Source organism: Paraburkholderia phytofirmans (assembly GCF_046028095.1).
GTDB classification, from domain to species: domain Bacteria; phylum Pseudomonadota; class Gammaproteobacteria; order Burkholderiales; family Burkholderiaceae; genus Paraburkholderia; species Paraburkholderia phytofirmans_A.
On the sequence record NZ_JAQQDJ010000007.1, the window covers coordinates 123,670 to 149,499 of the forward strand.

At 62.8% G+C, this 25,830-nt stretch carries 26 protein-coding genes and 1 tRNA gene; 16 read left to right on the forward strand and 11 right to left on the reverse strand.

What is annotated here, in order from left to right:
• Nucleotides 1–388: 388 nt before the first annotated feature.
• From PQR54_RS20635 to PQR54_RS20645, 3 genes are all read right to left on the reverse strand, one after another.
• Complete coding sequence (locus PQR54_RS20635; RefSeq protein WP_408248877.1) at nucleotides 389–793, reverse strand: RidA family protein; 405 nt, start codon at nucleotides 791–793, stop codon at nucleotides 389–391.
• A 176-nt stretch (nucleotides 794–969) separates the two neighbouring features.
• Nucleotides 970–1,200: a hypothetical protein gene (locus tag PQR54_RS20640; protein WP_106313883.1), complete on the reverse strand. Its 231-nt coding sequence runs from the start codon at nucleotides 1,198–1,200 to the stop codon at nucleotides 970–972.
• Nucleotides 1,201–1,319: 119 nt separating this feature from the next.
• Nucleotides 1,320–2,540 carry a Bcr/CflA family multidrug efflux MFS transporter gene (locus tag PQR54_RS20645; protein WP_408248879.1) on the reverse strand — a complete coding sequence of 407 codons (1,221 nt, stop codon included), beginning with the start codon at nucleotides 2,538–2,540 and terminating at the stop codon, nucleotides 1,320–1,322.
• 257 nt (nucleotides 2,541–2,797) lie between these two features.
• On the opposite strand from PQR54_RS20645, the gene PQR54_RS20650 reads away from it, so the two are divergent.
• From PQR54_RS20650 to PQR54_RS20685, 8 genes are all read left to right on the forward strand, one after another.
• Nucleotides 2,798–3,283: a hypothetical protein gene (locus PQR54_RS20650; RefSeq protein ID WP_408248881.1), complete on the forward strand. Its 486-nt coding sequence runs from the start codon at nucleotides 2,798–2,800 to the stop codon at nucleotides 3,281–3,283.
• Nucleotides 3,284–3,421: 138 nt separating this feature from the next.
• Nucleotides 3,422–4,705: a glutamate-1-semialdehyde 2,1-aminomutase gene (hemL, locus tag PQR54_RS20655; RefSeq protein WP_408248883.1), complete on the forward strand. Its 1,284-nt coding sequence runs from the start codon at nucleotides 3,422–3,424 to the stop codon at nucleotides 4,703–4,705.
• Between the two features lie 69 nt (nucleotides 4,706–4,774).
• Nucleotides 4,775–5,926, forward strand: a complete 1,152-nt coding sequence (gene ribD / locus PQR54_RS20660; protein WP_408248885.1) for a bifunctional diaminohydroxyphosphoribosylaminopyrimidine deaminase/5-amino-6-(5-phosphoribosylamino)uracil reductase RibD — start codon at nucleotides 4,775–4,777, stop codon at nucleotides 5,924–5,926.
• 15 nt (nucleotides 5,927–5,941) lie between these two features.
• Nucleotides 5,942–6,556, forward strand: a complete 615-nt coding sequence (locus PQR54_RS20665; RefSeq protein WP_012434067.1) for a riboflavin synthase — start codon at nucleotides 5,942–5,944, stop codon at nucleotides 6,554–6,556.
• Nucleotides 6,557–6,754: 198 nt separating this feature from the next.
• Complete coding sequence (gene ribBA, locus PQR54_RS20670) at nucleotides 6,755–7,891, forward strand: bifunctional 3,4-dihydroxy-2-butanone-4-phosphate synthase/GTP cyclohydrolase II (protein WP_408248887.1); 1,137 nt, start codon at nucleotides 6,755–6,757, stop codon at nucleotides 7,889–7,891.
• 49 nt (nucleotides 7,892–7,940) lie between these two features.
• On the forward strand, nucleotides 7,941–8,447 hold the full coding sequence (ribH, locus tag PQR54_RS20675; protein WP_006050161.1) for a 6,7-dimethyl-8-ribityllumazine synthase: 507 nt from the start codon (nucleotides 7,941–7,943) through the stop codon (nucleotides 8,445–8,447).
• Complete coding sequence (gene nusB / locus PQR54_RS20680) at nucleotides 8,444–8,878, forward strand: transcription antitermination factor NusB (protein ID WP_091799810.1); 435 nt, start codon at nucleotides 8,444–8,446, stop codon at nucleotides 8,876–8,878. The genes ribH and nusB overlap by 4 nt, the downstream gene beginning before the upstream one ends.
• A gap of 152 nt (nucleotides 8,879–9,030) precedes the next feature.
• Nucleotides 9,031–10,227 (forward strand): pyridoxal phosphate-dependent aminotransferase, encoded by a 1,197-nt coding sequence (locus PQR54_RS20685; protein ID WP_408248889.1) that lies wholly within the window; start codon nucleotides 9,031–9,033, stop codon nucleotides 10,225–10,227.
• Between the two features lie 106 nt (nucleotides 10,228–10,333).
• On the opposite strand, the gene PQR54_RS20690 is transcribed toward PQR54_RS20685, so the two are convergent.
• Nucleotides 10,334–11,524, reverse strand: coding sequence for a transglycosylase SLT domain-containing protein (locus tag PQR54_RS20690; RefSeq protein WP_408248891.1), 1,191 nt, complete (start codon nucleotides 11,522–11,524; stop codon nucleotides 10,334–10,336).
• A gap of 605 nt (nucleotides 11,525–12,129) precedes the next feature.
• On the opposite strand from PQR54_RS20690, the gene PQR54_RS20695 reads away from it, so the two are divergent.
• Together PQR54_RS20695 and PQR54_RS20700 are read left to right on the forward strand one after the other, a co-directional pair.
• A complete protein-coding gene (locus tag PQR54_RS20695; RefSeq protein WP_408248893.1) occupies nucleotides 12,130–13,698 on the forward strand; it encodes a UbiD family decarboxylase in 1,569 nt (522 codons plus the stop codon).
• A gap of 53 nt (nucleotides 13,699–13,751) precedes the next feature.
• Complete coding sequence (locus tag PQR54_RS20700) at nucleotides 13,752–14,429, forward strand: LysE family translocator (protein WP_408248895.1); 678 nt, start codon at nucleotides 13,752–13,754, stop codon at nucleotides 14,427–14,429.
• Between the two features lie 78 nt (nucleotides 14,430–14,507).
• Here PQR54_RS20700 and PQR54_RS20705 read toward each other — a convergent pair whose 3' ends face one another.
• From PQR54_RS20705 to PQR54_RS20715, 3 genes are all read right to left on the reverse strand, one after another.
• Nucleotides 14,508–15,473, reverse strand: coding sequence for a threo-3-hydroxy-L-aspartate ammonia-lyase (locus tag PQR54_RS20705; protein WP_408248897.1), 966 nt, complete (start codon nucleotides 15,471–15,473; stop codon nucleotides 14,508–14,510).
• 252 nt (nucleotides 15,474–15,725) lie between these two features.
• Entirely contained in the window at nucleotides 15,726–16,019 is a 294-nt protein-coding gene (locus PQR54_RS20710; RefSeq protein WP_408248899.1) for a hypothetical protein, read from the reverse strand.
• A gap of 373 nt (nucleotides 16,020–16,392) precedes the next feature.
• Nucleotides 16,393–16,554 (reverse strand): hypothetical protein, encoded by a 162-nt coding sequence (locus PQR54_RS20715; protein ID WP_408248901.1) that lies wholly within the window; start codon nucleotides 16,552–16,554, stop codon nucleotides 16,393–16,395.
• Nucleotides 16,555–16,791: 237 nt separating this feature from the next.
• On the opposite strand from PQR54_RS20715, the gene PQR54_RS20720 reads away from it, so the two are divergent.
• The 3 genes from PQR54_RS20720 (at nucleotide 16,792) to PQR54_RS20730 (ending at nucleotide 18,919) form a co-directional block, all read left to right on the forward strand.
• Entirely contained in the window at nucleotides 16,792–17,730 is a 939-nt protein-coding gene (locus PQR54_RS20720) for a Rossmann-like and DUF2520 domain-containing protein (protein WP_408248903.1), read from the forward strand.
• 77 nt (nucleotides 17,731–17,807) lie between these two features.
• Nucleotides 17,808–18,128 carry an EthD family reductase gene (locus PQR54_RS20725; protein ID WP_408248905.1) on the forward strand — a complete coding sequence of 107 codons (321 nt, stop codon included), beginning with the start codon at nucleotides 17,808–17,810 and terminating at the stop codon, nucleotides 18,126–18,128.
• A gap of 227 nt (nucleotides 18,129–18,355) precedes the next feature.
• Nucleotides 18,356–18,919 carry a YggT family protein gene (locus PQR54_RS20730; RefSeq protein ID WP_106313896.1) on the forward strand — a complete coding sequence of 188 codons (564 nt, stop codon included), beginning with the start codon at nucleotides 18,356–18,358 and terminating at the stop codon, nucleotides 18,917–18,919.
• An 82-nt stretch (nucleotides 18,920–19,001) separates the two neighbouring features.
• Here PQR54_RS20730 and PQR54_RS20735 read toward each other — a convergent pair whose 3' ends face one another.
• On the reverse strand, nucleotides 19,002–19,895 hold the full coding sequence (locus tag PQR54_RS20735) for a hypothetical protein (protein WP_408248907.1): 894 nt from the start codon (nucleotides 19,893–19,895) through the stop codon (nucleotides 19,002–19,004).
• Between the two features lie 665 nt (nucleotides 19,896–20,560).
• Between PQR54_RS20735 and PQR54_RS20740 the strand changes: the two genes are divergently transcribed.
• Together PQR54_RS20740 and trmB are read left to right on the forward strand one after the other, a co-directional pair.
• Nucleotides 20,561–20,634 (forward strand) — tRNA-Gly (locus tag PQR54_RS20740).
• A 655-nt stretch (nucleotides 20,635–21,289) separates the two neighbouring features.
• Nucleotides 21,290–22,072 carry a tRNA (guanosine(46)-N7)-methyltransferase TrmB gene (trmB, locus tag PQR54_RS20745; RefSeq protein ID WP_408248908.1) on the forward strand — a complete coding sequence of 261 codons (783 nt, stop codon included), beginning with the start codon at nucleotides 21,290–21,292 and terminating at the stop codon, nucleotides 22,070–22,072.
• Nucleotides 22,073–22,152: 80 nt separating this feature from the next.
• Here the strand turns inward: trmB and PQR54_RS20750 are convergent, their stop codons facing one another.
• The 3 genes from PQR54_RS20750 to PQR54_RS20760 all read right to left on the reverse strand — a co-directional run bounded on the left by PQR54_RS20750 (nucleotide 22,153) and on the right by PQR54_RS20760 (nucleotide 24,119).
• Nucleotides 22,153–22,989, reverse strand: a complete 837-nt coding sequence (locus PQR54_RS20750; RefSeq protein ID WP_408248910.1) for an undecaprenyl-diphosphate phosphatase — start codon at nucleotides 22,987–22,989, stop codon at nucleotides 22,153–22,155.
• Nucleotides 22,990–23,070: 81 nt separating this feature from the next.
• Entirely contained in the window at nucleotides 23,071–23,664 is a 594-nt protein-coding gene (locus tag PQR54_RS20755) for a DUF1439 domain-containing protein (protein ID WP_408248912.1), read from the reverse strand.
• Nucleotides 23,665–23,771: 107 nt separating this feature from the next.
• The gene (locus tag PQR54_RS20760) at nucleotides 23,772–24,119 is read right to left on the reverse strand and encodes a YkgJ family cysteine cluster protein (protein WP_408248914.1); all 348 of its coding nucleotides are present in this window, start codon (nucleotides 24,117–24,119) and stop codon (nucleotides 23,772–23,774) included.
• A gap of 222 nt (nucleotides 24,120–24,341) precedes the next feature.
• On the opposite strand from PQR54_RS20760, the gene hemN reads away from it, so the two are divergent.
• Nucleotides 24,342–25,727, forward strand: coding sequence for an oxygen-independent coproporphyrinogen III oxidase (gene hemN, locus PQR54_RS20765; protein ID WP_408248916.1), 1,386 nt, complete (start codon nucleotides 24,342–24,344; stop codon nucleotides 25,725–25,727).
• Nucleotides 25,728–25,830: the final 103 nt, after the last annotated feature.

Sequence of the window (25,830 nt, forward strand, 5' to 3'; positions counted from 1 at the left end):
AGTGATACGGCCAAACCCTTGTCCGCAAAGGCTCTCCAGCCATGCGAGAGCCTGTATCACTGCCTCACCGAGAAATTGCACTTTCCCGGCCGGAAATACGCCGCCGCGATGGTCCCGCAAGGCGCTGAAATTCCGGGTACTTTGACGGGTACTTTTTGGTTAAGCATGCCGGAAAGCCTTGCTGGGCAAGGCGTCTATGCGGACACCGCCTCCGCCAGAATGCGTTTACGAAAACGGGCCTCTTGGCCCGTTTTTCATTTCCTGCCACCGCGAGCGCAAGTGGTAACGCGAAGCTCGCGGCATCGGCTACAGCATTCACGCGGTTCGTTGAAATCGCCCCACTGCCGGGCACGCGCCAACGCTCAAGCCACCAGGTCAGTAACTAACGCTAAACCAGCGCGGTCGCCTCGACCTCGATCTTGAAACCGTAGTGCAACTGCGGAACCGGCACGACCGCGCGTGCAGGCCGTGCTTCACCGGCCCAACGCGCGTAGATCTGATTGAAGCTCATCCAGTGCTCGACATCGACAATGTAGACGCGCACCTGGACCAGTTGCGCAACGCTGCTGCCGGCGCTTTCGAGTGCGGCTTGCACGTTGGCCAACACCTGTTCGGCCTGAACCTCGAACGAGGCCTCGGATAGCTTGTCGCCTTGCGCCGTGATCGGCAATTGTCCCGAGACGAACACGAAACCATTTGCGACCGCGACATGACTGTAATGGCCGCCCGGCTGGGAAAGCGTAGCGGGATTGTCCATATGCGGCAGATGCGGGTCGTGCTGGCTACCAGCCATGAATATCACTCCAGATGTGACGACGGCACATGACACTGCGTGCGATTCATCCGCACGGCAGCATCCCATTTTGCAAAAGCGATGAGCAATCGCACGCGCAATTATGCAACGCTAGCGCTGCCCGCGCGAGGCACAGCGCCTCACATCAACACGCTTCTGCAAATGTGCCGCACACATCACACGCCAAGCAATTCCAGCTTCTCGCGCGCATCCGCGCAACGGCGGTTCAGATCGCGATGCATCAACTGACTGTCGAGCAGCGTCGATACATCAGACAAGCCGAAATCAAAGCGCAAGACGTATTCGATGTCTGTGTAATCGTGATAGGCGCCGCTGTCCGCCAGCTTCTGCGCTTCAGCGAAAGCGGCTTGTTGCCGTTCGCCGTTCATCAAATCTCTGATCGCCATGAATGCCGCTCCGAGGAACAGTGGATCCATCATAGCAACGGAAATTCAAACGCACGGTCGCGCGCACGCAACACCTGGTGTTTTCCGTAGACGCCGCGCGGCTCGCGCTTCATCAGTCCTCACACGGCAGCGACAGGCACCTTGGTCCCATGCCACCTGACAACCAGAATCCGGCCGAGGTAACACAACAAGCCCGCCACGCCCACCGTCACGCCCATGCCCTTGGGCGAACCGTCCTGCCAGAGTCCGACAGCAAGGCTCGACAACGCACCGAGCGCCAACTGCACGGCGCCGAACACGGCGGCCGCGGCGCCGGCATTCAGTGGATAGCGATGCATCAGATCCGTCGTGCAGTTGGCGGACAGAAGACCGACCACGCCGACCACGAAGAACAGGCCAAACACGATCGACCACAGACCACCCCAGCCGGTCAGCGACACGAGACAGACAAACAGCGACGCAATGCAGCTCACGGTCGCGGCGAAAGAAATGATCGGCAGCGAACCGAGGCGCCCGACGAGCCGCGTATTCATGAAGTTGCCGAACATGATGCCGACGATGTTCAGCGCGAACAGGAAGCCGTAATGCTGCGCCGACACATGGAAATATTCGATGTAGACGAACGGCGTCGCGGTGATATACGCGAACATCGACGCGAACGCCATGCCGCCGCACAGCATGTGCCCCCACGCAACCGGATCGCGCAGCAACTTGCCGTACGCGCCGAACGACTTCAGCAACGCCGAGTGCGCACGCTTCTCACGCGGCCACGTTTCCGGCACCTTGAGAAACGCGGTGATCGCGCACACCGTGCCGAACAACGTCAGCACGATAAACACCACACGCCAGCCGCCGAGCAGCAGCAACTGTCCGCCGATGAGCGGCGCGAGTAACGGTCCGATCGACGTGACGATGGCGAGCATCGACAGTACGCGAGCGGCATCGGTCGGGCCGTGGGCGTCGCGTGCGATGGCGCGCGCCAGCACCGAGGCCGCGCCCGCGCCTAGCGCCTGCACGAAACGGAACGTCACGAGCGAGCCGATCGAGAACGACATCGCGCAGGCGACGCTAGCCAGCGCGTACATGACGATGCCGCCGAGCAATACGGGCCGGCGGCCATAGGTATCGGACAGCGGACCATAGAGCAGCATGCCGATCGAAAAGCCGAACATGAAGCTGGTGAGCGTCGTCTGCGCGGCGCCGGTGCTGATGGCGAACGCCTGCGCGATGGTCGGCAGGCTCGGCAGATACATGTCGATGGAAATCGGCCCGCATGCGGCAAGCGCACCGAGCAACAGAATCAGCCGGCCATCGGGCCGGCTTCTGGTGACGTGAGACATGGGAATCCAGATGAAGCGCCGCGCCGTCATCGGCAGCGGAACAGGTGAAACGGGGAAAACAGCAACTTGACGGCCTCAATTGTACGCGACGGCTAATACCACAGCCGGGCTCTGGACCGGGTCGCAAAGACGCAGGTATGGCGTCGACGACTCGCGGCAGCCACGTTGCCGATCGGTTAAGCTGCCGCCTGAACGCTCGGGCGCCGCGCAACTCTTTGCGCAGCGCCCTTCCCGACCATTCTGTACGCGACCATGCGATGACCGCATTCCTGCTGATCTGGAGCCCCAAGAAATGGCCATGGCCCGAGTTGCCCGACGTGGCCAAGCGCGTGGCCTCAGGCGTCGCGGTGGCCGACGCATGGGGCTGCGGATTTGCGCGCAGCATCCTGCCGGGCGACCGGGTGTTCCTGCATCGTGTGGCACAGGAACCGAAGGGAATCTTCGGCTCTGGCTACGTGACGCGCGCGCCTTACGAGGTCCCCGATCCGGCCACGAAGCGCGGCTACCGTTTGTGCATCGACTTCGTGTACGACCGGCTCGTCGATGCACACGAAGGCGTGGTGATTCCGCGCGAGATGTTGCGCACGCATCCTTTCTCCGTACAGACGTGGGACGCGCAGAGCTCGGGCACCGTGATCAAGCCGATGGCCGAAGGCGCATTGGAAAAGCGCTGGGCGGAACTCACCGGCAAGCGCAAGCCGCCCAAGTTCGACACGCCGACGGGACCCACGCACAAAAACTAGCAAGCGGCCCGCTGCGCAGGCGCATCCGGAAAACCTGTTCACGCTGACTCCGGTACAATTTCCCCACCCATCCCAGCGCCGCGCGACTCGCCGACAGGCCACCCGCGTTGCTGCGCAACCCCAATTTCAGTCATCGCCATGTCCAGAAACGAAACCCTTTTCGAACGCGCGCAACGCACCATTCCCGGCGGCGTGAACTCGCCGGTGCGGGCCTTCCGCTCGGTCGGCGGCACGCCGCGCTTTATCGAACGCGCGCAAGGCCCGTACTTCTGGGATGCGGACGGTCAGCGTTATATCGACTACATCGGCTCATGGGGCCCGATGATCCTCGGCCACGTCCATCCGGAAGTTCTCGAAGCCGTGCAGCGCGTGCTGGGCAACGGCTTCTCGTTCGGCGCGCCAACCGAATCGGAAGTGGAAATCGCCGAAGAAATCTGCAAGCTGGTGCCCTCCATCGAACAGGTCCGCATGGTGTCGAGCGGCACCGAGGCGACCATGAGCGCGCTGCGTCTCGCGCGCGGCTTCACGAACCGCAGCCGTATCGTCAAGTTCGAAGGCTGTTATCACGGCCACGCGGACAGTCTGCTGGTCAAGGCCGGCTCGGGCCTGCTGACCTTCGGCAACCCGACTTCGGCGGGCGTGCCGGCGGATATCGCCAAGCACACCACCGTGCTCGAGTACAACAACGTCGCTGAACTCGAAGAAGCGTTCAAGGCGTTCGGCAACGAGATCGCCTCGGTGATCGTCGAGCCGGTGGCCGGCAACATGAACCTCGTGCGCGCTACGCCCGAATTCCTGCAAGCCTTGCGGCGCCTGTGTACCAAGCACGGCTCGGTGCTGATTTTCGACGAAGTGATGTGCGGTTTTCGCGTCGCCCTGGGTGGCGCGCAAGAGGTCTACGGCATCACGCCGGATCTGACGTGCCTCGGCAAGGTGATCGGCGGCGGCATGCCGGCAGCGGCTTTCGGCGGCCGGCGCGACATCATGGCCCACCTCGCGCCGCTCGGCGGCGTCTACCAGGCGGGCACGCTCTCGGGTAACCCGATCGCGGTCGCGGCCGGCCTGAAAACGCTGCAACTGATCCAGGCGCCGGGCTTTTACGACACGCTGGCCGCGCGCACCACGCGCCTCGTGCAGGGTCTCGCGAACGTGGCGCGTGAAGCCAAGGTGCCGTTCGCGGCCGATTCGCTCGGCGGCATGTTCGGCCTCTACTTCACGGACTCGATCCCGACCAGCTTCGCCGAAGTCACGAAGAGCGACGTGCCGCGCTTCAACGCGTTCTTCCACAAGATGCTCGACGCCGGCGTGTACTTCGCGCCGTCGGCGTATGAAGCGGGCTTCGTTTCGATCGTTCACGACGACGCGATCGTGGACGCCACGATCGACGCCGCGCGCGGTGCGTTCGCGTCGCTCGTGGCCTGAAGCCGGCGAGACAACATACGCTAAAACCAAACCCGTTAGAGCCTAGCCACCGTACCCGACCGGACACCGATGTTTTCGCAAACCGATTTCGTCCATATGGAACGCGCGCTCGCGTTGGCCAAGCGCGGCATGTACACCACCGACCCGAATCCGCGGGTCGGCTGCGTGCTCGTCAAGAACGGCGAGGTGATCGGCGAAGGCTTTACGCAACCGGCCGGTCAGGACCACGCTGAGATCCGCGCGCTGAAAGACGCGCGCTCGCGCGGTCACGATCTGCGCGGCGCCACGGCCTACGTGACGCTGGAGCCGTGCAGCCATTTCGGGCGCACGCCGCCGTGTGCGAATGCTTTGATCGAAGCCCAGGTCGCGCGCGTTGTCGCGGCAATGGAAGATCCCAATCCGCAGGTATCCGGACGCGGTCTCGCCATGTTGCGCGACGCCGGCATTGAAGTGCGCTGCGGACTGCTTGCCCACGAAGCGCACGAACTCAATATCGGCTTCGTCTCGCGCATGACACGCGGCCGCCCGTGGGTACGCATGAAAGTGGCGGCCTCGCTGGATGGCCGCACCGGCTTGCCTTCGGGCGACAGTCAATGGATCACCGGCGAAGCGGCGCGCGCCGACGGCCACGCCTGGCGCGCTCGCGCGTCGGCGATTTTGACGGGCATCGGCACGGTCAGGGAAGACGATCCGCGCATGACGGTGCGTGCTGTCGACACGCCGCGCCAGCCGCAACGCGTACTGATAGACAGCCAGCTCGACGTGCCGCCGGAGGCGCAGATTCTGGCCGGCGCACCCACACTGATCTTCTGCGGCAATCTCGATGGGCGACATACCGATCGCGCCAACGCGCTGCGCGATCGCGGCGCGGAGATCGTGCAACTGGCGAACCCGGCCGGCAAGGTCGATCTGCCCGCGGTGCTCAAAGTGCTCGGCCAGCGCAACGTCAACGAACTGCATGTCGAGGCGGGCTACAAGCTGAACGGCTCGCTGCTGCGCGAAGGCTGCGTCGACGAATTGCTCGTGTATCTCGCACCGAGCCTGCTCGGCATGGATTCGATGAGCATGTTCAATCTGAGCGCGCCCGAAACGCTCGAGGGCCGCGTCAAACTGAACTTCCATGCGGTCGACCGGATCGGCGAAGATGTGCGGATTCTCGCGCGCTTCATGCCCCAACCCGGACCCGGCAACGACCCCGCGTCCCCACCCGTTTCGAAATGATCGAGGATTAGTACGATGTTCACAGGAATCGTCGCGGCCGTGGGCCGCATTGAATCAGTCAAGCCGCTCGGCACGGACGGCGACGCGGGCGTGCGCCTGAACGTCGAAGCCGGTGGCCTCGACCTCGACGACGTGCAGCTCGGCGACAGCATAACCATTCAGGGCGCCTGCATGACCGTGGTCGCGAAGACCGCCCACTCGTTCGAAGTGGACGTCTCGCGCGAAAGCCTGAACTGCACGGCGGGCCTCGGCGAGACCGGCGAAGTCAATCTCGAGAAAGCGCTGCGCGCACACGACCGGCTCGGCGGCCACATCGTCTCCGGCCATGTGGACGGCCTCGGCACGGTCACGCACTTCGCGCCGGTCGGCGAATCGCACGAGCTGCGCGTGCTGGCGCCGCGCGAGATCGGCCGCTATCTGGCGTTCAAAGGCTCTATCACTGTCAACGGCGTGAGCTTGACCGTCAACTCGGTTAAAGATCGCGACGATGGCTGCGAATTCTCGATCAACCTGATTCCGCACACGGTCGAAGTGACCGCGCTCAAGCGCCTGCGTGAAGGTACGCAGGTGAATCTGGAGATCGATCTGATTGCGCGCTACGTCGAGCGCATGCTCAACGCGCCGAAATAACAGGCCGCAAGCCCGGCTACGCATGGGCTGGCGGCGGCTCGCCGCCTTCGGCCGGTTCACGCGGCCATCGTTTTCAACGAGCATAGCAACGGCGGACGGCTCATCGCCAGTCGGCCAAATGGCCTATGCCGTTCGGCGGAGGCGACTTGGGGCCGCGCGTGGCGTAAAATACGCGCTTTCTTCGAAACTCTCGCCAACATGACGCTCGCCTCCACTCTAGAGATCATTGCCGAACTGAAAGCAGGCCGGATGGTGATCCTCGTCGACGAAGAAGACCGCGAAAACGAGGGCGACCTCGTGATCGCCGCCGAATTCGTCACGCCGGAAGCGATCAACTTCATGGCCCGCTACGGCCGCGGCCTGATCTGCCTGACGCTCACGCAGGAACGCTGCAAGCTGCTGAACCTGCCGCTCATGACCTACCGCAACGGCACGCAGTACGGCACCGCGTTCACGGTCAGCATCGAAGCGGCCGAGGGCGTCACCACCGGCATCTCGGCGGCGGACCGCGCCCGCACGATTGCCGCCGCGGTTGCGCCGGACGCCAAGGCCGAGCACATCGTGCAGCCGGGTCACGTGTTCCCGATCATGGCCCAGCCCGGCGGCGTGCTGGTGCGCGCCGGCCACACCGAGGCGGGCTGCGACTTCACCCAGCTGGCCGGGCTCACGCCGGCCGCGGTGATCTGCGAAGTCATCAAGGACGACGGCACGATGGCGCGCCTGCCGGACTTGATGGAATTCGCCAAAGAACACGGTCTGAAAATCGGCACGATCGCGGATCTGATCCACTATCGCAGCCGCACTGAGTCGATCGTCGAGCGGATTTGCGAACGCACCATGCAGACCGCGCACGGCGCATTCCGCGCGGTCATGTATCTCGACCAGCCGAGCGGCCAGCCGCATATCGCGCTGGTGCGCGGCACGCCGTGCACGGATCAGGACACGCTGGTTCGCGTGCATGAGCCGCTGTCGGTGCTGGACCTGCTCGAAGTCGGCGAATCCACCCACTCGTGGACGCTGGACGCGGCCATGAAAGAAATCGCCGCACGGGATTGCGGCGTGATCGTGCTGCTGAACTGCGGCGACTCGAAGGATCATCTGATCGACGTTTTCAAAGCGTTCGACTCGAAGGAAAAAGCCGACGCGCTCAAACGCCGTCCGGTCGACTTCAAGACGTACGGCATCGGCGCGCAGATTCTGCGTGAGCTCGGTGTCGGCAAGATGCAGGTGCTGTCGAACCCGCGCAAGCTGGGCAGCATGTCGGGCTACGGTCTCGAAGTCACGGGCTTCGTGCCGATGCCGGGCGGCAAGGCACAGGCTCCGCAACAAGGCTGATCCGACCATTCACGCGCTTCGCGCCCACTCAAAACACTACGGAATTCACATGGAAATCGGACAATACCAACCGAATCTCGACGGCGACGGACTGCGTATCGGCATCGTGCAGGCGCGCTTTAACGAGCCCGTTTGCAATGGCCTCGCTGACTCCTGCATCGAAGAACTCGAACGCCTCGGCGTGACCGGCGAAGACGTGCTGCTCGTCACCGTGCCGGGTGCGCTGGAAATCCCGCTGGCGCTGCAAAAGCTCGCCGAAAGCGCGCAATTCGACGCACTGATCGCGCTCGGCGCGGTGATTCGCGGCGAAACGTACCACTTCGAACTGGTCTCGAACGAAAGCGGCGCGGGCATCACGCGTATCGGCCTCGACTTCGGCATTCCGGTCGCGAACGCCGTGCTGACCACCGAAAACGACGAGCAAGCCGTCGCGCGCATGACCGAAAAGGGTCGTGACGCAGCGCGCGTGGCTGTCGAAATGGCGAATCTCGCTGTCGCGCTCGAACAACTCGGCGGCGACGACGAGGAAGAAGACGAAGAAGAGGAAGAGGCATGAAGAGCGCACGCCGACGCTCCCGCGAACTGGCCACGCAGGGGCTTTACCAGTGGCTGCTGTCGGGCTCGCCCGGCGGTGAAATCGACGCGCAACTGCGCGGCGCGCAAGGCTTCGACAAGGCCGACCACGAACATCTGGACGCCATTCTGCACGGCGTGATCCGCGATTCGGAAGCACTCTCCGCGGCAATCGCTCCGTGTCTGGACCGTCCGATCGAGCAGCTCTCGCCGGTCGAACGCGCCGTGCTGCTGGTAGCCGCGTTTGAACTGAAGAATCACCTCGACATTCCTTATCGCGTGGTCATCAACGAAGCGGTCGAGCTCGCCAAGACGTTCGGCGGCGCGGACGGCTACAAGTACGTGAACGGCGTGCTGGACAAGCTGTCGGCACAACTGCGCGTGGATGAAACGCAGGCGGCTCGCAAGCGTTGAGCGCAAGGCGCAATGGCTGGCAGCCTGATTGCCGTCATGCGCCTCGCTGAATGAATGCGGCGCGAATGAATCGCCTGCAAGGACGCCGTTTCGCGCGTAAGCACTCGCGCCGAACGTCGTCCCGCTTTTGCTTCTGAACTGGATTTGATCGTATGAACTCCGTGACCGAACCCTTGGTGCGGCTTGCTGCACGTGTCGACGCCATCCAGCCTTTCTATGTGATGGAACTGGCCAAGGAGGCCGCGCTCCTCGAGCGCGACGGCCGCGACATCATTCATATGGGCATCGGCGAACCAGATTTCACCGCGCCCGAACCGGTTATCGAGGCGGCCGCGAGCGCACTGCGCCGTGGCGTCACGCAATACACCAGCGCGCTCGGCCTGCACGCGCTGCGCGAGGCGATTTCGGCGCATTACGCCGACTTCTATGGCGTCGACGTGAATCCGGCGCGGATCGTCGTTACCGCCGGCGCATCGGCCGCCTTGCTGCTGGCTTGCGCGGCGCTGGTCGATCGCGACGACGAAGTGCTGATGCCCGACCCGTGCTATCCGTGCAACCGCCATTTCGTGATCGCCGCCGAAGGCAAGCCGGTGATGGTGCCTAGCGGCCCGGCCGAACGTTTCCAACTCACCGCCGCCGACGTCGAGCGTCTCTGGAACGAGCACACCCGTGGCGTGCTGCTGGCGTCGCCATCGAACCCGACCGGCACGTCGATCGAGCCGGCTGAGCTGGAGCGCATCGTCAAGGCCGTGCGGGCGCGTGGCGGCTTTACCATCGTCGACGAGATCTACCAGGGGCTGAGCTACGACGCGAAGCCCGTGTCGGCGCTCTCGTTTGGCGACGACGTGATCACCGTCAACAGCTTCTCGAAGTACTTCAACATGACGGGCTGGCGTCTGGGCTGGCTGGTGGTGCCGCCCGGCATGGTCAGCGCGTTCGAAAAACTCGCGCAAAATCTGTTCATCTGCGCTTCCGCGCTCGCCCAGCACGCGGCGCTCGCCTGCTTCGAGCCGGAAACGATCGCGATCTACGAAGCGCGGCGCCAGGAATTCAAGCGTCGCCGCGATTTCATCGCGCCGGCGCTGGAATCGCTTGGTTTCTCCGTGCCGGTGATGCCCGACGGCGCTTTCTACGTGTACGCAGATTGCCGCACGGTCGCGCATGCCGCGGCCGGCGACAGCGCGGCGCTTACGAAGGCCATGCTGCATGATGCAGGCGTGGTGCTGGTTCCGGGCATGGATTTCGGTACGCACGCGCCGAAGGAATACATCCGGCTGTCTTACGCCACTGCCTATCCGAAGCTGGAAGAGGCCGTCGACCGGCTGGCGAGATTCTTCGGCAAAGCCTGAGCGAAGCAGCTCACCCTCAGTCGCCAGACGAAAAAAAGGACACCAGATGGGTGTCCTTTTTTTATTGCCGCTCCTGCATGGAGCCGCCAGTTCTACGCTTCCAGCCTCAAGCGCCCAACTCCGACGCCGATGCCACGTGCTTCGTCGCGTTGGCGCTCGCATCGTCCTGCTCGGAGGAAACCGGCGCCTTCACCGGTGTCGCCGCGCTCAACTGATGACTGCCCTCGAGCGTCACCTGCACGCGCTTGCCATTGCTGGCAGGCGCAGCCGTAGTCGTATTGGTCGACGCCGTCAAAACCGGTGCCTGCGGTGCGTTGATCGGCACCTTGCGGCCACGCGCCACGTCACGCAGACGGGCACGCTCGGCCATGACCTTGGCGCCGTAGCCGCCGTCGTCCGGCGAGGTCGAGCCGACGTACAGACGCAAGCCGCCCGGCAGCGAGCCGCCACGTGCGATGCAATCCTTCAGCACCAGCGCGCCCACCTTGATGTTCGCGACCGGTTCGAGCGCCGCGCTCTGACCGCCGAAATACTGGAATTTGTCCGAGTGCACCTTGGACATCACCTGCATCAGGCCTTGTGCGCCGACGCCGCTCTCGGCGTACGGGTTAAAGCCCGACTCGATTGCCATCACGGACAGCAACAGCAACGGATCGAGACCGACTTCACGGCCGGTGTCGAACGCCGCCTTCACGAGCTCGCTGACGGGCTCCTGAGCAACGCGATAGCGCCGTGCCAGAAATGACGCGACCAGGTCTTGCTCGCGGGTCGAGATCAAGACGCGATCGTCGCGTGCGTCGGCGGATACGCGCTGCGACGGGATCAGGCTCGCCAGCGCGGTAACGCTTTGCATGGTGCGCGGGTCGAGGCCGTTCAGCGCTGCGACGCCCATGCCGGTCGAGCCGGCAGCGTCGAAGGCGTTGTCAAAGCTGGTGTTGTTCGCGGTGACCGTGTTGCCGTTGTTGGTGCTGCTCACGCTCACGGCATCGGGGCCGTTCGAGCTGGCGGTCAGCGAGTCGTCGGAGGACGCGCGCGCGGGCGGTCCGAAAGCCGGCAGCGGATTGCCCTGCAGCAGACGGGCGGGACCGGCCTGCACAGCGGCGGAGATGACCGGCATCAACTTGGCGGCTAGCGTGCCGCGTAGGGCCGGCATCAGCCACAGTGCGACTGTCAGCACCACCGCGATACCGCCGACGATGCTGAACAGGTGATGACTCATTTGCGTCCCGCGACGCAGCGCACCACGCACAACTTGCGCGATACGCTCATTGGGACGCCACGATAACCAGGCGTTCATTCAGATCTCCCATGTTGCATGATCCGCGAACCCCGCCAGTTGAAGAGGCGGTGAGGCACGTTCGCAGAATCAAGACATCGCGCGCTCTGTCTGGTTAGGGCAGCAGCGACGTCGGGAAAACGGCAAATACCGTTTGTGGGGAGCCATCCTGAAAGAGGACCGCGGCATGTCAAAAAAGCATGCGGGCGGTGGCTCCCACGCGAAAAACCAGCGTCAGTTGGCGCTGGCGAGGACATCAAAGACCGTTAAATACCGTGCAGGGAGTCGGTAAGCGGTGACGCGTTGCGTCTGATGGGACCGGGGGCAGTGGTAAAAAGGTTCACGCCCTGCAACCAATGTGGACGGATTCTATGCAGGGTTTTATAGATCGTCAACACTATAGATAGGCAAATGTATAACTAATTGTAATAATGAACAGTGTTCAGACCGTCCAAAACCGCGCGGCGCGCGCCTTTTGAGCCATCTCGATTCCTCCTTCTCACCTAGGTCGTTTGGCTGAGCAACGTGCGCCTGCCAACACAGGTAAAATCGACAATCGTTCTGGCGCCGTTAAATCCTTCTGCGCCTCCCCTTTCCGCCGCTTGCGCGGCACTGAACAGCACCAGATGAAATACAAAGACCTGCGCGATTTCGTCGGACGTCTCGAGACGATCGGTGAACTGCGCCGCATCTCACAAAACGTCTCGCCTGTCCTGGAAATGACCGAGTTGTGCGACCGCGTGCTGCGCGCCGGCGGTCCGGCTTTGCTGTTTGAAAGCAAGGCACAGCATGCGTTCCCGGTGCTCGGCAACCTGTTCGGCACGCCTCGGCGGGTCGCGCTCGGCATGGGTGTGGACGCGCAAGCCGGCGAAGGCGACGGCGCCGCGCTCGAATCGCTGCGCGACGTGGGCCGGCTGCTCTCCGCATTGAAGGAACCGGAGCCGCCGAAGGGCCTCAAGGACGCCGGCAAACTGTTCTCGCTCGCGAAGGCGGTGTGGGACATGGCGCCCAAAACGGTGAGCGCGCCGCCCTGCCAGGAAATCGTCTGGGAAGGCAACGACGTCGACCTCGCAAGGTTGCCGATTCAAACGTGCTGGCCCGGCGATGCCGGGCCGCTAATCACATGGGGCCTGACCGTCACAAAAGGCCCGAACAAGAGCCGACAAAACTTAGGCATATATCGCCAGCAATTGATCGGACGTAACAAACTGATCATGCGTTGGCTCGCGCATCGTGGCGGCGCGCTCGATTTCCGGGAGTTCGCGCTGCAGAACCCGGGCAAGCCGTATCCGGTGGCCGTCGTGCTGGGCGCCGATCCGGCGACGATCCTCGGTGCGGTCACGCCGGTGCCCGACACGCTGTCCGAATACCAGTTCGCCGGGCTGCTGCGCGGCGGCCGTACCGAACTGGCGAAGTGCATCACGCCGGGCGTCGACGGCTTGCAGGTGCCGGCACGCGCCGAGATCGTGCTCGAAGGCTTCATCTATCCGCAGGAAGGCGCGCCTTCGCCCGCTCCCGCGGGCGCTCCGCCGCGGCCGGTCAAAGGCGCCTCGGCGGCCTACGAACATGCGCTGGAAGGCCCGTACGGCGACCACACCGGCTACTACAACGAGCAGGAGTGGTTCCCCGTCTTTACGGTCGAGCGCATCACCATGCGGCGCGACGCGATCTACCACTCAACGTACACCGGCAAACCGCCCGACGAACCGGCCGTGCTCGGCGTCGCGCTCAACGAAGTGTTCGTGCCGCTGCTGCAAAAACAATTCAGCGAGATCACCGACTTCTATCTGCCGCCCGAAGGCTGCAGCTACCGCATGGCGATCGTGCAGATGAAGAAGAGCTACCCCGGCCACGCCAAACGCGTGATGTTCGGCGTGTGGAGCTTCCTGCGGCAGTTCATGTATACGAAGTTCATCGTCGTGGTCGACGAGGACGTGAATATCCGCGACTGGAAGGAAGTGATCTGGGCGATCACCACGCGCATCGATCCGGCGCGCGACACGGTGCTGGTGGATCGCACGCCGATCGACTATCTGGATTTCGCCTCGCCCGTGGCCGGCCTCGGATCGAAGATGGGGCTCGACGCGACCAACAAGTGGCCAGGCGAAACCGATCGCGAATGGGGCCGCCCCATCGTGATGGACGACGCGGTCAAACAGCGCATCGACACCTTGTGGAACGAGTTGGGCCTCTGAGGCAAACCGTACAACGAGACTGAAATAACAAAGCTAACGGAGCCGTTGCGCGGATGCATGCTTTTTCAATGATGTCGGATGGATTTTTTCTGTCGCTGTCGCTGTGTCTGGATATCGGTCTCGTGAACGTCGCCATGATTTCCCTGACGCTCTCGCATGGCTTCAAACCGGGCTTCTGGCTCGGCCTCGGTTCATGCATCGGCGATCTGATTTACGCGGCGCTCGCGCTCGCGGGCATGGCGGCTTTGCTGCAGTTCGAATCGGTGCGCTGGGTGGTATGGATCGGCGGCGCGGCGATCCTGCTCTTCCTGACCTGGAAGATGGCGCGTGAAGCGATGTTCCCGGCGACCGCGCCCGCGGTGGCCGGCGAGGCGGACGCGAATGCGCCGCATCTTTCCGCGTGGCGCGGTTTCTTGCGCGGCGTCTTGCTGGCGGTGTCGTCGCCTTCGGCGATTTTGTGGTTCGCCGCGGTCGGCGGCGCGCTGATCGCTAAGGCCGGCGCCACGAGCGTGACCACCGCGCCGGTGTTTCTCGGCGGATTCTTTCTCGGCGGCCTGTGCTGGACCATCTTTATCTGCGGACTCGGCAGCCACGGGCGCAAACGCGCGGGCACCGGTTTGCTGCGAGCCTGTCACGTATTGTCCGCGCTGCTGTTTGCATACTTCTCGTACAGCGTGATCGTCAACGGGTATCGCGATCTGATCGTGCAAACCGCACGCGTGGCAAGCTGACGTGAAAACGGCTCGCGTTGGCGAGCCGTTTTCGATCGAGCACCGGGCGAGCGTGACAGCGCCTGCCCACGCGATGTATCAGGCGAGATACTGCGCGAGCTTTTCCAGGTCGACGTTGCCGCCGCTCACCAACACGCCGACACGCTTGCCCTTCACCGGCACGATGCCGTTGAGCACCGCGGCCGCGGCGAGACAGCCCGTCGGCTCGACCACGATCTTCATGCGCTGCGCGAAAAAGCGCATCGTTTCGATCAACTGCTGGTCGCTGACCGTTTCGATCTGGGCGACCAGCTTGCGAATAATCGCGAACGTGTAGTCGCCAAGATGCGTAGAGGCGGCGCCGTCGGCGATCGTGCGCGGCGTGTCGATATGCACGATCTCGCCGCGTGCCAGCGACTGCTGGCCGTCGTTGCCCGCTTCCGGCTCAATGCCGATCACCGTGCACGCCGGGCTCAAAGCCGCCGCGGACAACGCGCTGCCGCTGATCAATCCGCCGCCACCAAGGCAGACGAACAGCATGTCAAGCGGGCCGGTTTCCTCGATCAACTCCTTCACCGCCGTGCCCTGCCCGGCGATCACGTGCGGATGATCGTACGGCGGAATCAGCGTCATGCCGCGCTCTTCAGCGAGCCGTCGGCCGATCTCTTCGCGGTTCTCCGTGTACCGGTCGTAGGTGATCACTTCACCGCCGTAACCCTTCGTTGCCGCGACCTTGGCCGCGGGTGCGTCCTGCGGCATGACGATCGTCGCGTGGATGCCGGCAAGACGTGCCGACAAAGCGATCGCCTGAGCATGGTTACCCGACGAATATGTCAGTACGCCGGCCTTGCGCTGCTCCGCGTCGAAATGCGAGATCGCGTTATAGGCGCCGCGAAATTTGAAGGCGCCCATGCGCTGAAAATTCTCGCACTTGAAGAACACCGACGCCCCGGTGCACTCATTGAAAGTGCTCGAGGTCAGAACGGGAGTACGGTGGGCGACGCCGTTCAGACGCGCAGCGGCGTCGAGTACGTCGTCGAAAGTGGGAGCGGGAAGCGCTTGCATCGGCGAAACTCTCCAGAGCGGTGGCGAAATAGCCATTCTCCCAGCTTCGACCGAGGTTTGGAACGTCAGGCGTGAAGTGAGCTTCTGTGGCGGCGACTCTTCGCCCCGTCCCGCCGGCGCGAATGCAAAACCGTCATTCCGACGAGATGCCTCAAATTGACTGCAAAAAAAGCCGACAACAAAATACAAACGGCGTAACCCGGCGATGAAGCCGGCGTTACGCCGTCAACAAAATAGCGCTGCGTGCCGCGATTAACGGCGATAGTAGCCGTGACCGTAATAACCGCGGTAATAGCCGTGGTGATAGTAAGGACGCCCATAGCCACCGTAATACCCGCCCACCACGACTGGCGGCGGTGCATAAACGACCGGCGGCGCATAAACCGGCTGCGGCGCGTAGTAAACCGGCGGCGGCGCGGCATAAACCGGGTAAGCCGGCGCAACCGGAACCCCGATGCCGATACCCACGGAAACGTGCGCCTGAGCGGCACCCGCAAGTCCCAAGCCGAGTGCTGCGGCAACGACAAACGGAACGATCTTTTTCACTTTTATTCTCCTAGCGCGGCCCACCAAGGTCGCCGACTTCGCATGCCCTGCATGCTATGAAATCAATGTATCGAAAAAGACCGCGGCTATCTGTTCGCATTTGTTGCAAATTGCAATTGGCGGCAAAACCTCGCAATTCCCGCAGACGCCATAAGCGACCAATGGGCTTCGTAATGCGCTGAAAACTCAGGGATTGCGCGTGCCAACACGCAAGCAACGCGCCGCAGTGCCCGCATTGCTGCTTGAACCATTCGTCTCACGGTAATCTTTGATTACAAATTAGCTTCAATCCTGACGGCGTCTAATTGCGCCCTAAAATGAAAAATGCCCGGCCGACAGACCGGGCATTTCCTTACCTACGATGGCCGCTACGTCAGCCGACCTTCACATACGCGAACTCGCGGGACACGCTTGGCGGCACATAAGCGCCGCTGATCCGCACGCGCGGCGTCAGGCGCTTTTTCTGGTCCCACCAGCGACGGCGCTGTGCCTGCGTCAGGAACCGCAAGTGCTTTCGGTAAGAAAAAATATTCATCGTGAACCTCCCGAATCTGACTGCGAGACGAAATACCCAGAACAGCAACTGCCAAACCGGTTTTGAAGAATTGTGAGCAGTTTTCTTGCCCGCGGGGCGCACGCCGCCGGATGACCGGCCGGGCGCGCCATATCGCAGGCGCACTGATCAAGGGAAAGCCGACGTTCAGCCGCGCCGCGAGCGTGGCGGATGCGCGATACTTCTGCTTTCCCAATGTTCCGTCTGGAGCAGGCACCCATGTCCCAGCCCTCTCTGCCGCGCCTCGGCTTTATCGGTGCAGGCCGGCTCGCGCGTTGTCTCGCGCTGAGCTTTTCACGCGCCGGCTATCCGGTCACGGCGGTGGCAAGTCGCTCGGCGAGTTCCGCCGGTCGCCTTGCCAGTCAAATCGAGCATTGCGCGGTATTCGAGAACCCACAACAGGTTGTCGATGCCGCCGATATCGTCTTTTTAGCTGTTCCCGATGACAGCATCGGTACGTCAGCGCACACACTCCGGTTCAGCCCGGACGACGCGGCCGGCGCGCACGGCAAGGCGCTCGTGCACTGCAGCGGGGCTTCGCCGGTCGAATTGCTCGCCCCGGCACGCGACCAGGGCGCCTTGATCGGCGGTTTTCATCCACTGTACCTCTTTAGCGGCGAACTCGCCGATCTGGAGCGCATCGCCGGTTGCTCGGTGACGATCGAGGCCGACGGCGCCCTGAAGGACACGTTGACAGCGCTCGCCGTCGCGCTGCGCTGCCATCCGCTGTCGATTCCGGCGGGCGGCCGCATGCTCTATCACGCCGCCGCGCACTACGCCGCCAGCTTCGCGCTGTGCAGCCTCGCGGAATGCGTCGCGCTGTGGCGCACGCTGGGGTTTGCCGAAGACGACGCGCTGCGCGCGCTGCTGCCGATGCTTTCCGGCACCATCGAAACCGCCCGCGACAAGGGTTTGCCCAACGCGCTCGCGGGTCCGGTATCGCGCGGCGACACGGGCGTGGTTCAGAAACAGCTGGCGCTGCTGGAAGGCCTCGGCGGCGACCACGCCGCGCTGTACGGGCTGATGTCGCGGCGCGCGGTCGGACTGGCCGAGCGCCGCGTCACGCCGCCCGCTGCGATCGACGCCATCTCCGAGGCCGTGGAAGAATCGCTCAACCGGTCGCTGAATCAGGCCGCGGCAGGTGCAAGCGTCAAGTAAGCCGTGATAATGTGACGTCCGGCGCCGCGCGCAATCCGCCAGCGCCGCGCATCGGGACCAACAGACGAGAACGCACAATGATCAAGGTCAGCATCCTCTATCCGTACCGGGAAAACGGCCACTTCGACGTGAACTATTACTGCGTCACGCATATGCCGCTCGCGGCGAAGTTGTTCGGGCCGTCGCTGAAGGGCTGGTCGGTCGACGTCGGCATCAATGCCGGCCCGCCTGGAACGCCGCCGCCGTACGTCGCCGCGGGCCACTTCCTGTTCGACAGCGCGGACGACTTCTACAAAGTCTTCAAACCGGCTTCCGAGCAATTGGTGGCCGACATTCCCAACTACACGGACGGTGGCAACGGCACGATTCTGATCAGCGAGATCAAGATTTCCGTGTGACGCCGCGCGGAAGCGGGACGAATCACGGGCTTTAATACAGTGAGCCGTTGAGCGCAACCCACAAACCGTGGCATCGCAACACCACGCGGCCACTTCAAACGACGCGTAACGCGCCCGAATGCGGAAAGGGCGCGAGAAATTCAAATGAAACCGCCGGCGCGCCGTTCGGAAAGCGCCGGCACCCTGCGGCCGGTCTGCGGCCGTCATTCGAAGGATAAGGACACGAGATGTTTGGCGATATCGCCCGTTTTCTGCTCAATACCGTCTTCACGCTGTTCGGCGCGGCCCTGTTGCTGCGCGCATGGCTGCAGGTCGTGCGCATGCCGCCCTACAACCCCGTCACGAACGCCGTGCTGCAAGTCACCAACTGGATCGTGCTGCCGCTGCGGCATATCTTGCCGAGCACGCGCAAGATCGATTGGGCAAGCCTTGTCGCAGCTCTCCTTGCGGCCATCGTGTATGTGGTGCTGATGGTGGTACTGACCGGCGCCGATCCGCTCACGCTGTTGCCGACGCTGCTGATCGTCGCGGTGCTGACGCTGATCAAGTGGGCGCTGAATCTGATCATCTGGTTGACGATTCTGATGGCGCTGCTGTCGTGGCTCAATCCACGTTCGCCGGCCATGCCGATTCTGTACCAGCTCACGGCGCCGTTTCTGAACCCGCTGCGCCGCGTGGTGCCGCAACTCGGCGGCATCGACCTCTCGCCGATCCTCCTGTTCGTGATCGTGCAGGTGCTGCTGATGGTGGTCACCCGCGCGGCCGTTCAACTGACTTACTTCGTGATCTGAACGCACAGGCAGCGAACATTCAGAAGCCGCCGCCCATCAAAAAGGCGGCGGCTTTGTTTCATGCGCCGTTTGTTGTTTCCGCTTATTGCTTCGTCAACTGACCGTAGGCGACTGTGGTGTTGGTCGCTGTCTTGACCATGAAGAAAATCGTGCGGACGTACAGGTTGCTGCCCGTGATCGGCAGGAACGTAATCGCGGCATTGCCCGTATATGTCGCGCCCGATTTCAGCGTGCAGGATGCGGTCGTGCCGGTCACGTTCAACGTGTAGAGATTCTTGCTGGATGACGGCGTGGCGAGCAGCAGCGTGCCGGAGACCGGGCAGTTGCTCAATGTCCCGCTCAGCGTGCCGTCGTTTGCAATCGTCAGCGATGAGCCGGTTTCCGCCCACGTACCCGCCACGCTCGACTGGGTAACAGCGAGCGCGTTCGCCGCGTCGTAGTTCCAGGACAGGTTCACCGTGGTGCTGTTCTCGACATAGCTGCCGGTGAACGTCTGGTTATTCACGAACGTGCCCGAGCCGGAGGTCGTCGGAAAATAGAAGCCGCCGATGAATGCCGTACCCGAGGTGAGAGTCCAGTTCGGCGCGGCGGGCGCGATGACGCCGAAGAATTCCGACAAGCCGATGCCGCTTACCGTATTCAGGTAAGAGATGTTGCCCTGCGGATCGACGAGCGCCGTGGTCTTGTCGACGCCGAACTGGCTGGTCCAGACCCCCTCTACACCGTTGCCCGTGGCCGCAGCCGAACCGCTCTGCGGGCTCGTCAGACTCGGCAGTTGCTCGCCGCTGAGGGCGGGCGAAGAAGCCGGAACCGGGGCGCTTGCGGGACCGGGAGCACTTGCCACAACCGGCACCGAAGCGCTGCCGGCCGCAGGCGCGGCCGCCGAATTACCCCCGTCGCCGCCACCGCCACACGCGGCCAGCGCGAGCGAAGCGAGCAGGGATAACGTCAATTTAGCTTTGATTTTCATATCCATTTTTGTTTTTGGGCGAGTGTGCTGCCAATCAGATTGGCAGTGTCACGCCGTTGGTCATTTTGATCTCGATGTTGCCGTCAGCGCCGATTCGTTGATTCATTCCAGAAATCCACTTGACAGAATCAAATCAAACGGATTCTTGTAACTTTTTGAAAGGACGCCAAAGAAGTAAACGGCGGCATTCCGACAAGCTTTAATATTTATTCGAACTTTCTGAGAGACCGCTCAATCGAGCCTGATCAAATATCATGCATAACGAATTAAATAATCGAAGCAGGCAGTGCGTAACTATTTGATTGGTCTTGTATTTATATCGGCTTCTAGCGGCATTCAATTTCCGCGATCTGCTTGGCGGTCGAAGCGTTGATCGGCAGGTTCCGCGCTGTGCGCGGTAGCGGGCGGTGCCTGCTTCAGCATACTCAGCTGCGGCGCCTGACAACGGCGCCGCAACTTCGTGCACGTCAAATAGCAACCGCAAGGGGGATAGCCCACCGAATGGGCGAGAGCACGCAACGAACCGCTGAATATGGCCGGCTTGGTGCAGTAATTCGGCGCGGCGCGGCGCGGAACACCGCGCACGCTCCCGCGGCGAGCACGCGCCCAGATGGGCCGCAATCGCCCACGTTTGCCAAATTGCGTGAAACCCGCGTAGAATGGCGTGCTCTGCGGGCGTCGTATAATGGTAATACCCTAGCTTCCCAAGCTAGAGCCGTGGGTTCGATTCCCATCGCCCGCTCCAGATACTTTCTAGTCAGCTCTTGAGCAACCGGGCAGATTCGCGAAAGGATCTGACTCTACCGCTCTTCTCGTCCTGACCCGTTAAAAAGCTTTTCCCGACCGTCAAATCCGGCAATCGATTCGCTTACGCAAACCGGCAGAGAAAAATGTCAAGTAACGACGCCGCCGCGAATGGCATCTCATAACGAAGTGCGCGCCACCGGTAGTTGCAACAACAGTAAGACCGCCGGCGACGACACGCATATTCGCTGATGATCGTTGCTCGCCCCAGATAATCGCCCCCAAGAAAATACCTTACAAAAAATTAAATCAATTGCGCGGGCACCTGCGTTATTTAAATGTAATATTCCCACCCAGATCCATACTACTGCCGTTCGCAGTCCGTCTGGACGCGCCCTTTTCGGTTGTGCTACCTTACGCGCACTTGCAACGCCCGCTCCACATTCCTGCTGACGCCTTCAGCAGAATCCAGCACGAGCCGCCTCCATGAAGGCGGCTTTTTTGTCATAGCGGCGGCCTGGCGCAGCGACCCGTCACCTCGCGCTCACCAGCCGTGCCTGTCGGAGTTCGCCGCCCATACCACGCGAGCTCCGACGGACACCGTGCAGCACGCGAGGCAAGCCGCGAAGCCCTTCACCCTTGTAGCAGCATCGACGATGATCCACGATCCAAACGACGCCGGCCTGCCGGATGACCTCCCGACGCCCTCCAGCGATACCGAACACCAGTCGGACGCCGACGGCAACGCGCCGCAAGAAGCCCTGCACCGGCGCCGCATCCGCAGCTTCGTCACGCGCGCCGGCCGCGTCTCGACCGGCCAGCGCCGCGCCATGGACGAACTCGGCCCGCGCTTCGTGGTCCCCTTCGCGCCGCAGCAGCCTGAATGGAATGCCGTATTCGGCCGCGAGGCGCCACGCGTGCTGGAAATCGGCTTCGGCATGGGGGCAACCACCGCTGAGATCGCCTCGCACCGTCCCGGCGACGATTTTCTCGGCGTCGAAGTACACGAGCCGGGCGTCGGCGCGCTGCTGAAACTGATGGGTGAACAGAATCTGTCGAACATCCGCATCATTCAGCACGATGCGGTCGAGGTGCTCGAACAGATGATCGCGCCGGATAGCCTCGACGGCGTGCACATCTTCTTTCCGGACCCGTGGCACAAGGCGCGCCACCACAAGCGCCGGCTGATCCAGCCGAAGTTTGTCGCGCTGCTCGTATCGCGCCTGAAACCCGGCGCCTATCTGCATTGCGCAACGGACTGGCAAAACTACGCCGAACAGATGCTCGAAGTACTGGGCGCCGATCCGGCGCTGGAGAATACCGCCGACAGCTATGCGCTGCGTCCGGAGTATCGCCCGGTGACGAAGTTCGAACGCCGTGGATTGCGGCTCGGACACGGCGTGTGGGATCTCGTCTTCCGCAAACGCGGCGCTGCATAAACGCCCGGCGAGTTTGCCACGCAACGAAAAAGGTCCGCAAACGCGGACCTTTTCTCATGGCTCAAGCGAAACGCACGCGCTCACTCCGTCCAGCTCAACGCACCGCTATAACCAACCAGCAGGATCAGCAGTCCGAAGCCGATGCGATACCACGCAAACGCGGTGAAATCGTGCGCGGCGATGTAGCGCAACAGCCAGCGCACGCAGGCAAAAGCACTGACGAACGCCGCCACGAAACCGACCGCGAAGGTGCCGAGCGCGTCGACGGAAAGCAGGTGCCAGTCTTTGTACAGTTCGTAAGCGGTCGCGCCGAAAATGATCGGAATCGCGAGGAAGAAGGAAAACTCCGTGGCGACGCGCCGGTCGAGACCGAACAGCATCCCGCCGATGATCGTCGAGCCAGAGCGCGACATGCCCGGAATCAGCGCGAAACATTGCGCGAGGCCGACTTTCAGCGCGTCCAGCGCGCTCAGGTCGTCCACGCTTTGCACGCGCGCTTCCCTCTCGCCTTGCGCGCGCTGACGCGCCTCCGCCCACAGGATCACGACGCCGCCCGCCACCAGCGCGAACGCGACCGGAACCGGCGAGAACAACGCCGCCTTGATGGATTTCTCGAACAGCAAGCCGAGCACGATCGCCGGAATCGTGGCGATGATCACGTTCAGCGTGAAGCGGCGCGCATCCGGCCGGCTCGGCAGACCGGACACCACACTGCCGATGCGGCGGCGGAATTCCCAGCACACGGCGAGAATCGCGCCGAGCTGGATCACGACATCGAAGGTTTTCGCGTGCTCATCGGTAAAGTTCAGCAGACTGCCCGCGACGATCAAATGCCCGGTGCTCGACACGGGCAAAAACTCCGTCAATCCCTCGACGACGCCCAGAATCAGCGCCTTGCAAGCCAATAGCCAGTCCATCCCTGCCCCTAATCGCTGTAGTTAGTCGGAACGAACAGGGCCGGCACGGAAAGCGCGCGGCCCTGCCGGCCGCGCGCTGCGTCATTTTTCGACGATTTGCACGCGTATGCCGTTTGTAAGGATGGTGATTGTACCGGGTTCGTAATTCACTCCGGCAAATTGCAGCTGTTCGGGCTTGAATGTATAGATCGGATAGTTGGTCAGCAACTGCGTGGCGAGCACCGCCGCTGCCGCATTGATCTGCTGCGTATAGGCTTGCGCCTGTCCGCTCACGCTGACGTTGTCGACGTTCGGCGACTTCAGCACGACCGATTTGCTGGCGGCGTCGTACGCCAGTTCGCTCGACAGCGTGAACACGCCGTCGACCGGCTGCGGCATGAAGGGACTCACGAGGCGTGCATCGAGCTTCACCGTGATGCGGTTCGCGTCGGGCAGCAAACCGACTACCGGGTGCGTCAGCGCAACGTCGAACACTTGCGAAACCGTGCGCTGATACGGGAATTTGCGCTGCACCGCGTCCTGCACCTGCTGCTGCGAGAACGTGTAATGCGAAGGGATGAACGGAAAAGTCGAGGTTGCGCAGGCCGAGAGCGAAACGGTGATGCCGAGCGCGCTACAGCCCGTCAGCGCGGCAAGCAGGAAGCGGCGCCGGGCCGGCGCAGCGGGTCGAGTCATGCGAAATCTCCTGTGGAAACCTGTTCGGGCATGCGATTGCGGTGTTCGTTTTAGCTTGTGGTTTTGCAGTTTGCGGTTTGCGCCTGGCGGCGATTCGCTTGCGCGCGCTAGAGCTGAGCCACCGGTTGTGCGTTCGGTTGTGCGTTCGGTCGAGTCTGCATCTCGAGCTGCGTGAGCCACGCGAGCGCCTCGCCGCGATTCGTGCCGCACATTTCCATCTGCGGCTGCAGACCGGAACAGCACGCCGGCCGCTCAGGCCGACCGAAGATCGCGCAGCGCAGATCGTCGCCGAGTTGCGCGCAGCGTACGCCCGCCGGCTTGCCATTCGGCATGCCCGGAATCGGACTTGAAATCGACGGCGCAATACAGCACGCGCCGCAATCGGGGCGGCACGCGTGACCGGCCACGTGGAACGGAGACTCGCGCTTCACGGCGCTGTTCGGCACATCACTCACGACATTTTCCTGAACCCGACAACGGGCAATGCACTATCAGACCCGCATTGTGCCACTGCATTCCATGCGACCTTTTTACGCAATCGGGCGAATGGTCACTCGCGTAAACTCGAAAGATCTTAAAGGCCATACGCAAGGGGCGCCTGCGCGGATCGATCTGGTCGCGCGAGTCGCAGCGGTCCGCCTCTTCCTCGATGGCCGCAGCCAGTCCTCGAGTCCCTCATGTCTATCGCCAGCACGCTGTTCCGCCCTGACCTGCTCGCCAAATACAGCGCGAACGGCCCACGGTATACGTCCTATCCGACCGCCCTGCAGTTCCGCGACGAGTTCGACCGCGCCGACTATTTACGCGCCGCCGCCGACCCAGGCGCCTCGGCCACGGATCTCTCGCTGTACTTCCACATTCCGTTTTGCGACACCGTGTGTTTCTACTGCGGCTGCAACAAGGTCGCCACGAAAAATCGCGCGCATGCGCGTCCGTACCTCGATCGGTTGAAACGCGAAATGGTGTTGCAGGCGGCCTGTTTCGACACGCGGCGTCCGGTATCGCAATTGCATTGGGGCGGCGGCACGCCGACGTTTTTGTCGCACGACGAAACGGCCGAACTGATGGCCGCCACGCGCGAGCATTTCAAGCTGCTGCCCGACGCCGAAGCCGAATATTCGATCGAAGTCGATCCGCGCGAAGCGTCGCCCGATACCATCGCGCATTTGCGCAAGCTGGGTTTCAACCGGCTGAGCCTCGGCGTGCAGGACTTCGATCCGGTCGTGCAGCAGGCGATCAACCGCATTCAGCCGCTCGAAATGACCTCCTCGGTAATGCAGGCGGCGCGCGACTCCGGCTTTCACTCGATCGGTGTCGATCTGATTTACGGACTGCCGCATCAAACGGTCGAGAGTTTCAGCCGCACGCTCGACACGATGCTCGCGCTCGCGCCCGATCGTCTCTCGGTCTTCGCCTATGCGCACATGCCGCAGCTCTTCAAGATGCAACGTCAGATGGACCCCGCCACGCTGCCTTCCCCTGAAGTGCGACTCGCGATCCTGCAGCGTGTGGTCGAACGTCTGACGGGCGCGGGCTATGTGTACATCGGCATGGATCACTTCGCGCTGCCCACCGACGAACTCGCGCGCGCGCAAGCGCAGCGCACCTTGCATCGCAATTTTCAGGGCTACAGCACGCGGGCGGAATGCGATCTGATCGGCTTCGGCGCATCGTCGATCGGCAAAGTCGGGGACGTGTACGCGCAGAACGTCAAGGATTTGCCGGGCTATGCCGCGGCGATCGATGCAGGCACGCTCGCCATCGCACGCGGCGTGCGCCTCACCGCCGACGACCGTCTGCGCCGCGACGTGATCACGCAACTGATGTGCAACCTGGAATTGCGCTTCAACGAGTTCGAAGCGGCGTATGGCGTCCGCTTCGCCGAGACGTTCGCGCCGGAGTTAGAGCGTTTGCGCAGCTTCGAGCAGGACGGCCTGGTGTCGCTCGAAGCGGGCAAGCTTGAAGTGCGGATGGCCGGCCGCATGCTCGTGCGCAACATCGCGATGGTGTTCGACCGCTATCTCGGCCAACAGACACTCGAACGATTTTCGCGCACGGTTTGAGGCCCCTGCAGCGGATGAAAGCAACTGGCTTGCCCGTCGCCGAATTTTCGGCCATAATCTGCGTCTTCGCCGCGCGCCAGCTTCTGTCGCGTGCGTTGCAAGA

What these genes read in the sequence shown, in the direction of transcription:
- trmB (WP_408248908.1), top strand. Translation starts at nt 21,290, where the DNA reads ATGATCCACGATCCAAACGACGCCGGCCTGCCGGATGACCTCCCGACG.
- PQR54_RS20695 (WP_408248893.1), top strand. Translation starts at nt 12,130, where the DNA reads ATGAAATACAAAGACCTGCGCGATTTCGTCGGACGTCTCGAGACGATC.
- PQR54_RS20635 (WP_408248877.1), bottom strand. Translation starts at nt 793, where the DNA reads ATGGCTGGTAGCCAGCACGACCCGCATCTGCCGCATATGGACAATCCC.
- PQR54_RS20715 (WP_408248901.1), bottom strand. Translation starts at nt 16,554, where the DNA reads ATGAATATTTTTTCTTACCGAAAGCACTTGCGGTTCCTGACGCAGGCA.
- PQR54_RS20705 (WP_408248897.1), bottom strand. Translation starts at nt 15,473, where the DNA reads ATGCAAGCGCTTCCCGCTCCCACTTTCGACGACGTACTCGACGCCGCT.
- PQR54_RS20750 (WP_408248910.1), bottom strand. Translation starts at nt 22,989, where the DNA reads ATGGACTGGCTATTGGCTTGCAAGGCGCTGATTCTGGGCGTCGTCGAG.
- PQR54_RS20700 (WP_408248895.1), top strand. Translation starts at nt 13,752, where the DNA reads ATGCATGCTTTTTCAATGATGTCGGATGGATTTTTTCTGTCGCTGTCG.
- PQR54_RS20640 (WP_106313883.1), bottom strand. Translation starts at nt 1,200, where the DNA reads ATGGCGATCAGAGATTTGATGAACGGCGAACGGCAACAAGCCGCTTTC.
- PQR54_RS20720 (WP_408248903.1), top strand. Translation starts at nt 16,792, where the DNA reads ATGTCCCAGCCCTCTCTGCCGCGCCTCGGCTTTATCGGTGCAGGCCGG.
- PQR54_RS20685 (WP_408248889.1), top strand. Translation starts at nt 9,031, where the DNA reads ATGAACTCCGTGACCGAACCCTTGGTGCGGCTTGCTGCACGTGTCGAC.
- hemL (WP_408248883.1), top strand. Translation starts at nt 3,422, where the DNA reads ATGTCCAGAAACGAAACCCTTTTCGAACGCGCGCAACGCACCATTCCC.
- hemN (WP_408248916.1), top strand. Translation starts at nt 24,342, where the DNA reads ATGTCTATCGCCAGCACGCTGTTCCGCCCTGACCTGCTCGCCAAATAC.
- PQR54_RS20725 (WP_408248905.1), top strand. Translation starts at nt 17,808, where the DNA reads ATGATCAAGGTCAGCATCCTCTATCCGTACCGGGAAAACGGCCACTTC.
- PQR54_RS20665 (WP_012434067.1), top strand. Translation starts at nt 5,942, where the DNA reads ATGTTCACAGGAATCGTCGCGGCCGTGGGCCGCATTGAATCAGTCAAG.
- PQR54_RS20650 (WP_408248881.1), top strand. Translation starts at nt 2,798, where the DNA reads ATGACCGCATTCCTGCTGATCTGGAGCCCCAAGAAATGGCCATGGCCC.
- ribD (WP_408248885.1), top strand. Translation starts at nt 4,775, where the DNA reads ATGTTTTCGCAAACCGATTTCGTCCATATGGAACGCGCGCTCGCGTTG.
- PQR54_RS20735 (WP_408248907.1), bottom strand. Translation starts at nt 19,895, where the DNA reads ATGGATATGAAAATCAAAGCTAAATTGACGTTATCCCTGCTCGCTTCG.
- PQR54_RS20755 (WP_408248912.1), bottom strand. Translation starts at nt 23,664, where the DNA reads ATGACTCGACCCGCTGCGCCGGCCCGGCGCCGCTTCCTGCTTGCCGCG.
- ribBA (WP_408248887.1), top strand. Translation starts at nt 6,755, where the DNA reads ATGACGCTCGCCTCCACTCTAGAGATCATTGCCGAACTGAAAGCAGGC.
- PQR54_RS20690 (WP_408248891.1), bottom strand. Translation starts at nt 11,524, where the DNA reads ATGAACGCCTGGTTATCGTGGCGTCCCAATGAGCGTATCGCGCAAGTT.
- PQR54_RS20730 (WP_106313896.1), top strand. Translation starts at nt 18,356, where the DNA reads ATGTTTGGCGATATCGCCCGTTTTCTGCTCAATACCGTCTTCACGCTG.
- ribH (WP_006050161.1), top strand. Translation starts at nt 7,941, where the DNA reads ATGGAAATCGGACAATACCAACCGAATCTCGACGGCGACGGACTGCGT.
- PQR54_RS20645 (WP_408248879.1), bottom strand. Translation starts at nt 2,540, where the DNA reads ATGTCTCACGTCACCAGAAGCCGGCCCGATGGCCGGCTGATTCTGTTG.
- nusB (WP_091799810.1), top strand. Translation starts at nt 8,444, where the DNA reads ATGAAGAGCGCACGCCGACGCTCCCGCGAACTGGCCACGCAGGGGCTT.